This is a genomic window from Camelimonas lactis (genome assembly GCF_004342915.1).
GTDB classification, from domain to species: Bacteria; Pseudomonadota; Alphaproteobacteria; order Rhizobiales; family Beijerinckiaceae; genus Camelimonas; species Camelimonas lactis.
In genome coordinates this window covers 23,463-37,106 of record NZ_SLWL01000016.1, presented here as the reverse complement: position 1 = coordinate 37,106, position 13,644 = coordinate 23,463, and the positions used below count along the sequence as shown (strand labels likewise).

Below are 13,644 nucleotides of genomic sequence, written 5' to 3'. Positions count from 1 at the left end.
TGTAAGGAGCCGCCATGCGCCACGATCCAGATATGCAGCATGCATGGGCTGTCGCGCGCGATCACGCCGCGCGCCGCAACGGCCGGGGTGGAAAGGCCACGGCCCGCGCCAGGGCGATCACCGCCCAGGAAGCGGCGCGCATGCGTCGCCGGGTGGCGCTGGGCGCGGCCGCCGCCGCGCTGGCCGCCGCCGCAGCCTTGTGGGCTGCCTCTGGCGGTCCGCTGCACGCCCAGGGTTATGATCCGGTGACCGGCGTCCGTTCGGGACAATCGGTGTTGCGGTCGAACCGCTCCATGCAGCAGCGTCTGGAAAACCAGCAGTACCAGCAGCAGAACCAGCTGCGCCAGATGCAGCAGCAACAGCAGATCCAGCAACTGCAAAACCAGAACCAGCCGGGCATGCTGCGTCCCTGCGCCACGGGCCTTTGCTGAGCGTTCTGGTCAGGCAGGGCATGGGGTGAGCCTGGCGCGGCGCTGCTGCGCTTCCGTTGCAATCCCGTCTTTGCCCCGCCTCATTGCCTCATGCCCGGACCCGATCCGGGCATCCGCGTCTTGCCGCCCTGTCCGGGCTCTTTCCGCTGCGTCAACGCTGCCTGTGTGGATGTCCGGATCAGGCCGGGGCATGACAGTGCGGGTGGTGCATGGGATGTGGCGCATGGGGCGTGAGCAATGGCCGGGTCGCCCGATCAGGAAGAGGCGGGGCAGCATGTGCGTCTGACGCCCCCTTCCGCGCCGCTTGCCCGCCTGCTGCCCCTTGCCCACTGCCGCCCCTTGCGCGACCGGCCGCTTCGGTTCAAAGCCTCAGACAAATGGGCCTGGTGTTTCCGCTCGCGGCGTGATCCGCTTTGGGCGCCAACTCCGGGCGGGAGCGAACGCGTGAGGATGACGATGAAGGCTGTGCAGTGTCTTGAATACGGCGATCCCAAAAACCTGGTGGTGAACGATCTGCCCGATCCGGCGCCTGGCCCGCGCGACGCCATCATCGCGGTCGAGGCGGTGGGCCTGGGCTATGTCGATGGCCTCAACGTGCGCGGCGCCTACCAGGTCAAGCGGCCGCTGCCGTTCATTCCCGGCAGCGAACTCGCCGGCACGGTGATCGCGGTTGGTTCCGAAGTCCCCCAGGATCTCGTCGGCAAGCGGGTGATGGCCCTGGCCGAACGCGGCGCCCTGTGTGAGAAGGCGGTGGTGTTCGCCGCGCAATGCACGCCGCTGCCGGAAAAATTCAGCTCCGTCGCCGCAGCCGCCGCCCTGGTGAACTATTCCACCGCCATTTATGGTTTTGAAACCTGCGGCCATCTTCAGCCCGGCGAGACCGTTCTGGTGCTCGGCGCCTCCGGCGGCGTCGGCATGGCGGCGATCGACGTGGCCAAGGGCATGGGCGCGACGGTGGTCGCCGCCGCCTCATCCGACGGGCGCCTTGCCGCCTGCGTGAAGGCGGGCGCCGATCTTGTCGTGAATTATAGCGCGCCGGACTGGCGCAAGACCCTGGAGGGCGTGCTCGACGGTCGCAAGCTCACAGTGATTTACGACCCGGTTGGCGGCCAGTGGTCCGAGACGGCGTTCCGTTGCCTTGCCCCTGGCGGCCGCCATCTGGTGGTCGGTTTCGCTGGCGGTGAAATCCCGAAGATTCCGCTGAACCTGCCTTTGCTGAAGCGCGCCAGCATCGTCGGCGTTGATTGGGGCGGCCATGTGCGGGCCGCGGCCGGCGCCGCCGCTGTCATTTTCCAGCGCATGATCGATCTGGTGAACGAGGGCCGCATCAATCCGCAGCCCGCCGCCACCTTCGCGCTCGAAGAAACGCCGGCCCTGCTGACGCGTATGCTGAACCGCGAGAATATCGGCAAGCCGGTGGTCGTGATCGGCAAGGCGCCCTGAGGCGCGCCAACGGCGGGTTGCGGCGCGGCGGGTAAATTCGCCTTCCGGCCAGCCCGCCTGATCCTGCGCCTTTTCCCGCGCAGGGCGGTAGCGACTTTGCGGGAAAACGGCTTAGACTGCACCCATTCAGGCCTCCCCGGCGCGCCGGCCGGTCGGGCCCATCCGTCAGGCGAGGGAAAGCAAACATGGCCGCGACGATCCAGCCAGCACCTGTCGAGGATGCGGACGCTTCTCCCGGCCGCGCCGCCTGCCTCGCCGCCTTGCAGGCGCGCTTTGGCGCGCGCTTCACCGTCAATGAGACGATCCGCGAGCAGCACGCCAACACCCTCACCTGGCAGGGCAACCAGCCGCCGGACGCCGTGGTTTTTCCGGAGACGACGGAGGAGGTGGTGGAGATTGTGCGCCTGTGCGCCGCCCATCATACGCCAATGATCCCCTATGGAACCGGCACCTCGCTGGAGGGGCACGTCAACGCCCCCTTCGGCGGCGTCTGCATTGACACCAGCCGCATGAAGGCGGTGATCGCCGTGCATGCGGAAGACCTCGACGTGGTGGTGGAGCCTGGCGTCACCCGCAAGGAACTCAACGAATATCTGCGCGACGCCGGTCTGTTCTTCCCGATCGATCCCGGCGCCGACGCTTCCATCGGCGGCATGGCGGCGACGCGCTGCTCCGGCACCAACGCCGTGCGGTACGGAACCATGCGCGAGAACGTGCTGGCCCTGGAGGTGGTGCTGCCGGACGGCCGCGTCATCCACACCGGCTCGCGCGCGAAAAAGAGCGCCGCCGGCTACGATCTCACCCATTTGTTCATCGGCTCGGAAGGCACGCTCGGCGTCATTACCAAAATCACCCTGCGGCTGCATGGCATTCCCGAGGCAATCTCCGCCGGCTGCTGCCCGTTCCCCAGCGTTCACGCCGCCTGCGACGCCACCATCCAGACCATCCAGTCCGGCATTCCGGTGGCGCGCATCGAACTGCTCGACGCCGCCTCGGTGCGCTCGGTCAACGCCTATTCGAAGATTGGCCTGCCCGAGACGCCGATGCTGCTGGTGGAGTTCCACGGCACGGACGCTTCGGTGCAGGAGCAGGCGGCCCGCTTTGGCGAGATCGCTGAGGGGCTCGGCGGCGGGCCGTTTGAATGGGCGACCCGGGCGGAGGATCGCACCCGCCTGTGGCAGGCCCGGCACGACGCCTATTGGGCCGGGCGCGCCGCCAATCCCGGCATGCTGACCTTCGCCACGGATGTGTGCGTGCCGATTTCCCGCTTGGCCGATTGCGTGGAGGAAACCACGCGCGATCTGGAAAGCATCGGCATTGCCGGCGCCACGGTCGGCCACGTGGGCGACGGCAATTTCCACACCCAGCCGTTTTTCGATGTGAACGACGCCGCCCAGCGCGTCGCCATCGAGGGTTTTCTGGAGCGGCTGGCGGCGCGGGCCCTGGCTTACGGCGGCACCTGCACCGGTGAGCACGGCATTGGCCAGGGCAAGATGAAATTCATGGCCGCCGAGCACGGCGAGGACGCGCTCGGCGTGATGCGCGCCATCAAGCAGGCCATCGACCCGGAAAATCTGATGAATCCCGGCAAGATCCTGCCGCAACGGGCGGGAAACATGCGCTGACGCCGGCTCGGCGCAAGACGCGTTGGTGGGAGCGGGCCCGGCCGGCTCCATGTTCACGATGGGAGCGGCGTTGCGCGACTTCCTGACAGTGCTGGCCGTGGCGTTGATCGCGATCCTGGTTGTCGCGCTCGCCGGGCCGCGCTTCATTGACTGGACCAGCCAGCGCGACCGCATCGACGCGGCGCTGGGGGAAGCGCTCGGGTTTGAGGTGCGGACCCGCGGCGCCGTCAGCCTGCGTCTGTTGCCGTCGCCGATGCTGCAACTGGAAGGCGCCGAAGTCCGGGATGCGCCGCCCCCGGCTGACGCGGGCAAGGCTGGCGCTTCTTACCGCGAGACGCCGCCGTTGCTCACCACCGGCAGCCTGCGGGTTGAACTGGCCCTCGCGCCGCTGTTGGGCGGCAAGTGGCAGATCGCCGACGCCGCTGTTGACCGGCCGGTGCTGCGCCTTGCCTGGCCGCCTGCGGCAGGCGCGCGCCGGCGCGGCCCGGCGATCGCCCCGGCCCTCGACGCCCTGCGCATCCGCGACGGCGCGCTCATCGTCACCGATCGCCAGGGCGCGCCGCTGTTCGAGCGCGGGGGAATTGACGCCGAGGTGCGGGCGGCGGCGCTGACCGGTCCCTGGCGCATCAACGGCGTCGTCGACGCCGTCCCCTTCAGCCTGGCGACTGGCGAGCTGGAGCCGGACGGCGCCTTGCGCCTGCGCGCTTCGCTTGGCGACGCCGCAGACGGCCGCGCCGAATTCGATGGTCAGGCATTGTGGCCCGACGCCGCGTCGGGCCGGGACTGGGGCATTGCCGGCCGCCTGTCATTGACCCGCCCGCTGTCACGGCGCGACGCGGCGTCCGCCAAACCGGAGGATGCGCCCCGCGCCAGCCTGACGGCGGATATGAATCTCAACGGGGATAAGCTGGAAGCGCGGCAAATTCGCATTGATGTGGGCGACCCGGCGGCGCCGTTGCGCTTTGAGGGAAGCGGCGTCGGCGCGCTGGGCGGCCCCCTGACGCTCGACCTGAAGGGGCGCCGGCTTGATCTTGCCGGCTGGGGCGTCGGGGACGGCGACGACGCTTTCGCCGCCGTCATGGCCATGGTTCACGAGCTGGCCCGGCTTGCGCCCGCGCCGGCGCTGTCGGCGCGCCTCGCCATCGACGCCCTGGCCTGGGGCGAAGAGGAAACCGGGCCGGCGCAATTGCAGGCGCGTTTTGCCGGCGGCGTGTTGACGCTTGACGCCGCCCGCGTCGCCCTGCCGGGCGCCGCGCTTGAGCTGACCGGCGACGCCCGCGCGACGCCGCGCCCCTTCATCACCCTGTCGCCGCGCCTGCAAGCCCCGCAGCCGGCCCTGCTGGCGGCCTGGCTGCGCCGCCTGGGCGCGCCGGCTGATCTGACCGGCTGGATCGCCAGGCAGAAGCGCCTCGTCCTCGCGGGGCAGGCCGGCGTATCGCGCGAGAGCCTGTCGGTGCACGGGTTGCAATTGACCACGGACGATGGCGAACTTTCCGGCCTGTTCGCCAGCCGGGCGGGGGACTTGCGCGCATCGCCGCGTTTCGATGCGCAATTCGCCGCGCGCGGCCTCGATCTGGCGGATCTGCCGGCGCCATCGACCCTGCTGGCGGCATGGGCGCCCGGCGGCGCGGCCGGCCAGCTGGAAGGCTCCCTGGCGTTCACGGGCGAGCGCCTGCGCCTGGGCGCCACCGGTCCGGTCGGCGCCGTGCGCCTCAGCGCCACCCGCGCCGGCGCGGACGTGGACGTCGCGTTGCTTGACATCAAAAACCTCGGCGGCGTCGATATGAGCGCCGCTGGCAACCTGGGCGGGGGCGGCAAGCCGCTGGCCGGCGAGATTCGCGCGCCGGCCATGGAGGCGCTGGCGACCCTGGCCGGGCGGCTGGGCCTCGGCGGCCCCGCCTGGTTGCAGCAGGCGTTGCGCAATCCCGCCCTGGCCCGCCCGGTGCGCATCAGCTTCGGCGCCGAACCGCAGCCGGGCGGCGGCGCGATTTTGCGGTTTACCGCCGATGTCACCTCGGCCGGCGTCGCCGTTGGCCGCCTTGCGCTGGCGCCGCCCGGGCGCGCGCGCGCCGTCAGCTTTGCTGGCGGCCAGGTCACCCTGTCCGGCGGTGATGCGGCGACGCCGCTGCGTTTGCTGGTTCCGGCGGGTTTTGCCCTGTCGGATCCGCCAGCGGGGCAGGGGCCATGGCGGGCGGTCGTCAATCTCCGTCCGGCGGCGGCGGGCGTTGCCGTCGCCATCGACGCGCAGGCCGCCGGCGCGCGACTGACCGCGACGCCGGCGGCGGGCGGCGCGCGCCTTGCCCTGACAACGGATGACGCCGCCAGCCTCGCCCGGGCGATGGGATGGCCGCGCCCCGCCGCGGCCCCTCTGAAACTGGACGGCCGCCTGAACTGGCGGGCGGCGGGGGAAACCCAGGACAACGGGCCTGCCTGGAGCCTTGCCTTCCAGGGGCGCAGCGGCGACGCGCCGCTTTCCGGCCTCATCAGCCCCCTGAGCGACGGGGGCGCCGGCGGCGGCGACAATGGCCTTGCAGCGCAGGTCAATCTGGAGGCCCTGTCCCTGCCGGCGCTCGCCGGCGCCCTGGCGCTGGGCGAGGCGACGCCTGACGCGTCCCAGGCGACGGGCGCCTGGTCGTCGCGCCGCTTCGCTCCGGCGCCGCTGGCGCTCGCTGATCCGGTTACCGGCGCGCCGCGTCCTTTCGAATTGTCGCTGAAGGCGCGGCGCCTCGATCTTGGCGCCGGTTTCGCCGTCGCCGACGCCAGTCTCGGCGTCGCATCCGTGGCCGACGGGGTGCGCATGGCCTTGCAGCCGGCGGCGCTCTCGACGCCCCTGTCAGCCTCCGCCGCTGGCAGGCTGGCCGGAACCCTGCTGTTGCGCCGCCAGGGCGGGGCCGCCGCCATGGCGGCGGATCTGCGTCTCACCGGCGCGCCGCTGGCCGGTTGGGGCGTTGGCCAGCTCCAGGGCGTCGCCGACATTGATCTGCGTCTGGGCGCCTCCGGCGAGAGCCTGGCCGGGCTGGTCGCCAGTCTCGCCGGCAATGGCGAAATCCGCCTGCACGACAGCCGGCTGCTCCAGGCGTCGCCAGCGGCGCCGGGCGCGGTGGTCGCCAGCATGGCGGGTGATCCCGCCGGGCTCGACGCGGCGCGACTGTTGCAGACGGCGCAGCGCCAGCTGGCCGCCGCTCCGTTCACGGTCGCGGAGGCGAAGGCTCCGGTGGTGGTGGCGGGCGGCGTCATCCGGATTGACCCGCCCCAGCTTTTTGATGGCCCCGGCAGCCTCAACGCCGGGGTGACCGTTGATCTGCGCGCCTTGCGCCTCGACGCCGTTGCGCGGCTGGCCGCGTTGACTGCGCCGCCCCGCTGGAAGGGCGCGCCGCCGGCGCTTGTCCTGAACTGGCGCGGGCGCCTGGAGGAGCCAGCGCGCACGATTGATGCGGCGGAGTTGCAAACCGGCCTCGCCGCCATCCGCCTCGATGATGAATTGCGCCAGGTCGAAGCCTGGAAGGCGGAAGCCCGCCGGCTGGAGGAGGCCGAGCGCAAGCGGCGCCAGGCTCGCCAGGAGGAGCTCCGTCAGGCGGAAGAGGCGCGTCAGGCAGAAGAGGCGCGTCAGCGGGAACGGGCGCGTCAGCAGGAAGAGCGCGCCCGGACCGAGGATGGCGCCGGGCACGGCGGACGGAGCATCCCGGACGCGGGTTCGCCAGTCGCGCCTTTGCCCTCGGCGCCGCTGCCGCCGCCGCGCCCCAATCTCGGGTCTGGGCGCGGGGCCAGCCAGCCGGCGCCCCCCGCCGCGCTGCCGTTCACGCCAACGCCGACGCCGCGTTTCCAGTGAAATCCTGAGGGCAGGGCGCCGGGTCTTGCAAATCGCGTTGCAGGCCGCGCTGTTCCAGCGCTTCCGGTAATGGAATTATGGCGACGGCGCCTGCCCGCGCTTCAGCGCTTCATTCAGTACGAAAACCCGGATGGCCGACGACAGGTTCTCACCGGCGCGGCTCCGGTCGATCTCAACGACGAGCCGCGCCACGGGGCAGCCGCGCGCGGCGGCGATATCGCGCAGCGCCCGCCAGAACGCCTCTTCGAGCGAGATGCTGGTGCTGTGCCCGGCGATGACGATGGAGCGTTTGATTACGCCGGCGGGGTGGGCGTTCAAGCGGGCGTTTTCCCGTCGTCGTCGGGCGTGAAGGGCGTCAGCCGGTGGCCGTCCAGCCGCCGTTCGGCCAGGTTGGTCACGCTCTCGTCGCGCTGCCTGTCCGCCTTGCTGCGGCCGAACGCCGTCCGGTTGCGCGCCGCTTCCGCGTCCCTGTCCTGGCGCGCCCGCTGCTTGCGCGCCTGCCGAAGATTGATGACGTCGCCCATCGCCCGCCTCCTGTCATGGAGAGCAAAACCCGCCCATGTCGAAGTGGAGTTTTGCCCATTTCTCTGATCGACGCGCTTCCTGACGGAGCAGGAAGATTACCGTCGCCGGAGAACGTTTCGCCGCCGGCGCCGGCAGGGTGCATTTTGCCAGGGCAATTGCGTCAAATGAAAGGATGGCGCAATGCCTCCTCCCAGGCGAATTTTGCCCAGACGAATTTTGCCCTGGCGATAACAGGCGCCGGCGCGTGGTTCCCGGCCGCCTCCCTGGACGTCAGCCGCCGAAGCCTTCCGCCGCCAGCGCCCGCTGCACCGCCGGGCGCGCCAGCATGCGGGCGTAGTGGGCGGCGAGATTGGCCGGCAATTCTTCCTTCAGGCGGAAGGCCTTCCACCAGGTCACATAAAACAGGGCGTAATCGGCGACGGAGAGATCGCCGGCCACGTAGGACTTCTCGCCCAGCTCCTGGGAAAGAATGGCGAGGCCCTTGTTGGCGTTTTCGGCGCCAAGGGCGCGAATGGCGTCATACTCCGCCTCATGCGGCGTGAAATAGTTGGGGCGGAACATGCGGGTGAAGCCCTGCGGATGCACCGTGCCGGTGATGTAGCTGAGCGTCGACAGCGCCTGGGCCTGCGCGTCGATGCCCTGCGGGATCAGCTTCAGTTCCGGATTGGCGAGGCCGATCCACCAGGCGATGGCGGCGAATTCGGTCAGCAGTCGGCCGTCGTCGCGCACCAGCGCCGGCACCTTGCCCTTGGGATTGACGGCCGCATATTCCGGTTTGCGCTGGTCGCCTTCGGAGAGGTTCAGGCGAATGGCCTCGTAAGGCTTGCCAGTTTCTTCAAGCAGGGCGTGAATGCCGATGGAGCAGGCGCCGGGGGCATAAAACAGCTTCATGTCGCTCACCTTAGACGGAGCGCCAGCGAACGCCAGCGCGGGAGTGGACGCTGTTTTGCGATAAAAGCCGGCCCTGGCAAAGAGGAGTTTGTCCCGGACAGCGCCCGCTGCGGCGTTCGCCAGGGTAGCCAACGTGGCTCCCTGTTCAGAAACCCTGTCGTGTCAGGGCGATAGGGTAAATTCACACCTCGCTGCGGTCATAGCCGGGGTTCACCCCGTCATCCCCGGGAGATCTGCCCGTCCGGCGGCGCGCGCCGCAGACGCAAATGCCCGCGACAGGCGCGGGCATGAGAGACGGATGCGTCAGTGGGAAGGTTTTCTGGCGCAGACGTTAACCGCGCCGCCCGGGTCAGTGCTTCTTGCGAAAGGCGTCGAGGCTGACAACCTGGGCGCCGCCGGAGGCTGGCGCGCCCGCAGGCTCCAGTTCCTTGTCCTCCGTCGCGGCGGCCTGGTCGGCGTCCACCGCGTCTCCGGTCGATACGTCCTTTGCGGGCGCTTCTTTCGCGGAGGCCCCGTTGCCTGCGTCGTCGGCCTTGTTTCCGTTCCTGCCTTCGGCGTCACCGCCCGCCTTGGCGGTCCCCGTCGGGGCCGCGTCGTCCTGAGCTTCCGCCGCGGCGCGCTCACGCACCGATCGCGGCGTGAACTGGCGCGGCGCCGGGGCTGGCTCGCCAGCCGCCACGCCGCCCTTGCCCGCGTCGTTTTTCTCCGCCCCGTCGGCGACCTCGTCGTCCTTCACTTCGAACTTGAGGCCAAATTCCACTGAGGGATCGTAGAAGCCGCTGATGGCGTCGAACGGCACGGTCAACCGCTCCGGGATGCCGGAGAACGACAGCCCCACTTCAAACAGATTGTCGTTGACCGTCAGGTCCCAGAACTGGTGCTGCAGGACGATGGTCATTTCCTCCGGGTATTTCTCCCGCAGGCGGCTGGAAATCTTCACGCCGGAGACATTGGTGCGAAACGACACGTAGAAGTGGTGTTCTGGCGGCAGGCCGTCCCGGCTGGCGTCGGTCAGCACCTTGCGAACGACGCCCTTCAGCGCGTTCTGAACAAGAAGATCGTAGCGGATGTGATCTTTCGACATGGAGCCCCGCGCGCCGCAAATCAGGTGGAGGCTTCTGTTGCCAGGCGCCTCCGGGCCCCGCCTTACGGGGCTAACCGCAAGGGCTTGAGTCGAGGATGCTCGACCGCTTACGCGGCCGCGCGGACCTCAGCAAAGTTGTCGTTGGCAACTATTGCAACGGCCCGATAACGGCGGAACCATGCCGGGCAAAAGCACACCCTTTACACCCTCGTCGATCCTGTTTCGCCCCCGCCAAAGCCCGACCAGAGCCGGGTTTTGGTGGAGGCGCCGGGTACCGCCCCCGGGTCCGAAAGGCTTATTCCGATGACCATTTATCGCCATATCCGTCTTGCGACGGCGAGATGAATATAGGGCGTGGCGCCCCGGGCGAAAAGGGGCAAGCGCAATACAGGCGCCTCCAGGGTGGGGGATGCTGTGGGCAGCGGTGAGAAACCCACCCCTGTGTGGCCTTTCCGCCATGCCCCGCGTGGCCCGAAACCGTTGCGCGATGAAGGCGTAATGGCTTTGGGGCGAGGATCTGGGGCGCCGGCCTGGGGCCGACTTGCCGCCAGGCGGGGCGGCGCCTATGCTGCGCCGCCCGGAGGAAGGCCGTTGTGGCCCGGTGAGTCCGTTCCGGCCCGACGGACAGCGCGATGCAAACCTATCTTGACCTGCTCAACCGGATTTTCACCGAAGGCGTGCGCAAGGGCGATCGCACCGGCACTGGCGTGCTGTCGGTGTTTGGCCACCAGATGCGCTTCAATCTGGCCGATGGCTTCCCCCTGCTCACCACCAAGCGGGTGCATTTTCGCTCCATCGTGCATGAGTTGATCTGGTTTCTCTCCGGCGACACCCATGTGGGTTACCTGCAGAAAAATGGCGTCAGCATCTGGGACGAATGGGCGACACCCGAACAGTGCGCCCGGTTCGGCCGCCAGCCTGGCGATCTTGGTCCGGTTTATGGCCACGCCTGGCGCAATTTCGGCGCGACCGAACTGCCGGATGGTTCTTTCGCCCAGGACGGCGTCGACCAGATCACGTGGCTGATTAACGAAATCCGCCGCAACCCTGATAGTCGCCGGCTCATCGTCACCGGCTGGGACCCGAAGCAGCAGGACCGTGTCGCCCTGCCGCCGTGCCACACCCTGTTCCAGTTCTACGTCGCCAATGGCCGTCTGTCCTGCCAGCTTTACCAGCGCTCGGCCGACGTGTTCCTGGGCGTGCCGTTCAATATCGCCAGTTACGCCCTGCTGACGCACCTGATCGCCCAGGTCTGCGATCTGCAGCCTGGCGACTTCGTTCACAGTTTTGGCGACGTTCATCTTTATCTGAACCACGTGGAGCAGGCGAAGGAGCAGCTGGCGCGCGCGCCGCGGCCGCTGCCCGGGTTGTGGCTCAACCCGCAGGTGCGCGACATATTCGCCTTCCGCCATGATGACGTGCGGCTGGAGGGTTACGACCCGCATCCGCTGATCCGCGCCCCCGTCGCGGTGTGAGGCTCATCGCCATGAGGTCCCGCAGGCCAGTTCTGGAAAACGCCGCCGAAGTTGCCGGCCATCGCCGGCTGCGGGCCCTCGTCGCGCTGCTTCTGGCCTATGCGCTGGCCTTGCAGCCGCTGCTGATGGGCGGCGCCGTCGCCCACGGCGCCCCGGCCGGTTTCCAGATACTGTGTTCCCCCGACAGTGGCGGCTCCGGCGGCGCAAGGTCCGGTGACGACGGCCATCCCGCCGGCTCCGCCGCCGCGTCGTGCTGTTGCCTCGCCGCCATTGGCGGCCCGGCCGCCGCGCCGGCGCCGCCGCTGGCGCTGCCTGGCGCGCCGCCCTTCGTGCGCCTCACCGCGCCCGCCATCGCCAACGGGCGCGGCGGCGGGGCGGCCACCGCGCATCCCTCCGCCCGCCCACGGGCGCCGCCTGCCCATCCGGACATCGCACAGGCGGCGTGAGGCTGTTGCCCGCGCCAGTTCTTCCCCGGATGACAGGTCAATTCTTATGATGAACCTTGCGATTGCCATGTCCGCGCCGGCGCGCCGGACGGTTTCTTCCTCTTTGGCGCGGCTGCTGGCCGGCGGCCTCCTGGCGGCTGGCTTCGCCGGCGCCGCCTCGGCCCATGCGGTGCTGACGCCCCCCGAGGCGAGCCCCGGAGCCACCTGGCGCGGCGCCGTCCGCATCAGCCACGGCTGCGAGGGCACGCCGACCCGGCTGGTGCGCGTCACCATTCCCGACGGCGTCGTCGCGGTGCGGCCGAAGGCCAAGTATGGCTGGCTGATCGAGACCACCTGGGCGCCCTACCTCAAACCCGTCGACATCCACGGCAAGAAGGTGATGGAGGGGGTCAAGACCATCACCTGGAAGGGCGCGGCCCTGCCGGATCACATGTTCGACGATTTCGAGTTCATGGCCCGCATCCAGCCGGACGTGGCGCTTCAGGGCGGCAAGCTGTATTTTCCGGTCTACCAGGAATGCGAGAAGGGGTCGTTCGACTGGTCACAGATCCCGGCCGTGGGCCAGGATGCGCATGATCTGAAGGCGCCGGCGCCGGCGCTGGTTTTGGCGGCGGGCCAGGGCTCCGGGCCGGGCGTCATCGCCGGCGCCGGCGCGGCGCACGCGCACATCGCGAACACCCGTCAGGTTGTCGTTTCCGGCGGCTGGGCCCGCGCCACGCCCAAGGGCGCCAAGGTGGCTGGCGCCTATGTCACCATCGCCAACGGCGGTTCGAAGGACGATGTGCTGCTGGGCGGCAGGTTCGACGTGGCCGACCGGGCCGAGGTGCACGACATGACCATGACGGACGGCGTCATGCGCATGCGCCATCTGGAGCAGGGGCTGGAGGTTCCCGCCGGCGGTTCTGTCGAGTTGCGCCCCGGCGGCCTGCACCTGATGCTGATGGGGCTGAAGAAGCCGCTCCTGCCGGGCGACGCCATCAAGGGCGTGCTGACCTTCCGCGACGCCGGCGATGTGGCGGTGACGCTGCCGGTGGAGCCCGCCGGTTCGCCCGGTCCCGGCAAGGCTCCGGCCGGCGCGGCCAGCCCTGACGGCCATGGCGGGCAGCACCACGGCGATCACGGGCACTGACGCGCCCCTGAACCTGCCGGGTTACGCCAGCCCGGCGGGCCAGCCAGCTTTCGCCGCTGCCGCAGGGCGGCGGCGACCTGCCGCGCGCATTTCCGTAAATGTAACGGACAGGAAAGCTCCTGAAGGTTAAGACCCTTCTGCATGCCGTCGCGCCTGGCGGACCTGCTGTCCGGCAGGCCGGATTGCGCGCAGGTCATTGAAGGGGAGCCGTGTCCATGAGCGCACCGTTGCAACTGGCCCTGGTGGTGGCCATGGGCGAAAACGGCGCAATCGGCCGCAATAATGCGCTGCTCTGGAAGCTGCGCACCGACATGCGCCGGTTCCGTGCCCTCACCACCGGTCATCCCCTGATCATGGGGCGCAAGACCTGGGATTCGATCGGCCGCCCCCTTCCGGGACGCGATACAATCGTGCTGAGCCGCAACGGGGCGTTTGCGCCCCAGGGCGTGCAGGTCGCCCATGATCTTGCCGATGCGCTCGCCAGGGCCGGCGCCTGCGCGGCGCGGCGTGGGGTCGACAGCGCCATGGTGGTCGGCGGGGCGCAGATTTATGCGGAAACCCTGCCCATCGCCGCCAGGGTTCATCTTACGCTGGTGCAGGACAGGCCGGAGGCGGACGCCTTTTTCCCGGGCGGGGCGGCCGGCGCCTGGCGCGACGCCTTCGTCGAGACGTGGCGCCAGGCGCATCCGGCGGGGCCGGAGGATGAACGCCCGTTCGTTTTCATCGATCTGGTCCGCCGCGGCTGACGGCGCGGGAGCCACTGCCG

Annotated in this window: 12 protein-coding genes and 1 other RNA gene; 8 read left to right on the top strand and 5 right to left on the bottom strand. The window is 69.6% G+C overall.

The annotated features are described in order from the left end of the window. Window positions 1–14: 14 nt before the first annotated feature. The 4 genes from EV666_RS15265 (at window position 15) to EV666_RS15250 (ending at window position 7,328) form a co-directional block, all read left to right on the top strand. Window positions 15–431: a hypothetical protein gene (locus tag EV666_RS15265; RefSeq protein WP_132010054.1), complete on the top strand. Its 417-nt coding sequence runs from the start codon at window positions 15–17 to the stop codon at window positions 429–431. Window positions 432–881: 450 nt separating this feature from the next. Continuing rightward, on the top strand, window positions 882–1,874 hold the full coding sequence (locus EV666_RS15260; RefSeq protein ID WP_165910037.1) for an NADPH:quinone oxidoreductase family protein: 993 nt from the start codon (window positions 882–884) through the stop codon (window positions 1,872–1,874). Window positions 1,875–2,059: 185 nt separating this feature from the next. After that, on the top strand, window positions 2,060–3,499 hold the full coding sequence (locus EV666_RS15255) for an FAD-binding oxidoreductase (protein ID WP_132010048.1): 1,440 nt from the start codon (window positions 2,060–2,062) through the stop codon (window positions 3,497–3,499). Between the two features lie 49 nt (window positions 3,500–3,548). Further along, on the top strand, window positions 3,549–7,328 hold the full coding sequence (locus EV666_RS15250) for an AsmA-like C-terminal region-containing protein (RefSeq protein ID WP_132010045.1): 3,780 nt from the start codon (window positions 3,549–3,551) through the stop codon (window positions 7,326–7,328). 75 nt (window positions 7,329–7,403) lie between these two features. Here the strand turns inward: EV666_RS15250 and EV666_RS15245 are convergent, their stop codons facing one another. From EV666_RS15245 to ssrA, 5 genes are all read right to left on the bottom strand, one after another. Next, a complete protein-coding gene (locus tag EV666_RS15245; RefSeq protein WP_132010042.1) occupies window positions 7,404–7,646 on the bottom strand; it encodes a ribbon-helix-helix domain-containing protein in 243 nt (80 codons plus the stop codon). Then, window positions 7,643–7,852 carry a DUF4169 family protein gene (locus EV666_RS15240; protein WP_132010039.1) on the bottom strand — a complete coding sequence of 70 codons (210 nt, stop codon included), beginning with the start codon at window positions 7,850–7,852 and terminating at the stop codon, window positions 7,643–7,645. The genes EV666_RS15245 and EV666_RS15240 overlap by 4 nt, the downstream gene beginning before the upstream one ends. Window positions 7,853–8,123: 271 nt before the next feature. Continuing rightward, on the bottom strand, window positions 8,124–8,744 hold the full coding sequence (locus EV666_RS15235) for a glutathione S-transferase family protein (RefSeq protein ID WP_132010036.1): 621 nt from the start codon (window positions 8,742–8,744) through the stop codon (window positions 8,124–8,126). A 349-nt stretch (window positions 8,745–9,093) separates the two neighbouring features. Then, window positions 9,094–9,828, bottom strand: a complete 735-nt coding sequence (locus EV666_RS15230) for an SspB family protein (protein ID WP_132010033.1) — start codon at window positions 9,826–9,828, stop codon at window positions 9,094–9,096. 23 nt (window positions 9,829–9,851) lie between these two features. Further along, window positions 9,852–10,205, bottom strand: a transfer-messenger RNA (tmRNA) gene (gene ssrA, locus EV666_RS15225). Window positions 10,206–10,460: 255 nt separating this feature from the next. Between ssrA and EV666_RS15220 the strand changes: the two genes are divergently transcribed. The 4 genes from EV666_RS15220 to EV666_RS15205 all read left to right on the top strand — a co-directional run bounded on the left by EV666_RS15220 (window position 10,461) and on the right by EV666_RS15205 (window position 13,624). Next, window positions 10,461–11,303: a thymidylate synthase gene (locus EV666_RS15220; protein ID WP_132010030.1), complete on the top strand. Its 843-nt coding sequence runs from the start codon at window positions 10,461–10,463 to the stop codon at window positions 11,301–11,303. Between the two features lie 11 nt (window positions 11,304–11,314). Continuing rightward, complete coding sequence (locus tag EV666_RS15215) at window positions 11,315–11,749, top strand: DUF2946 family protein (RefSeq protein ID WP_132010027.1); 435 nt, start codon at window positions 11,315–11,317, stop codon at window positions 11,747–11,749. 46 nt (window positions 11,750–11,795) lie between these two features. Next, window positions 11,796–12,878 (top strand): copper chaperone PCu(A)C domain-containing protein, encoded by a 1,083-nt coding sequence (locus tag EV666_RS15210; RefSeq protein ID WP_132010024.1) that lies wholly within the window; start codon window positions 11,796–11,798, stop codon window positions 12,876–12,878. Window positions 12,879–13,093: 215 nt separating this feature from the next. Then, window positions 13,094–13,624: a dihydrofolate reductase gene (locus EV666_RS15205; protein WP_132010021.1), complete on the top strand. Its 531-nt coding sequence runs from the start codon at window positions 13,094–13,096 to the stop codon at window positions 13,622–13,624. Window positions 13,625–13,644 lie beyond the last annotated feature (20 nt).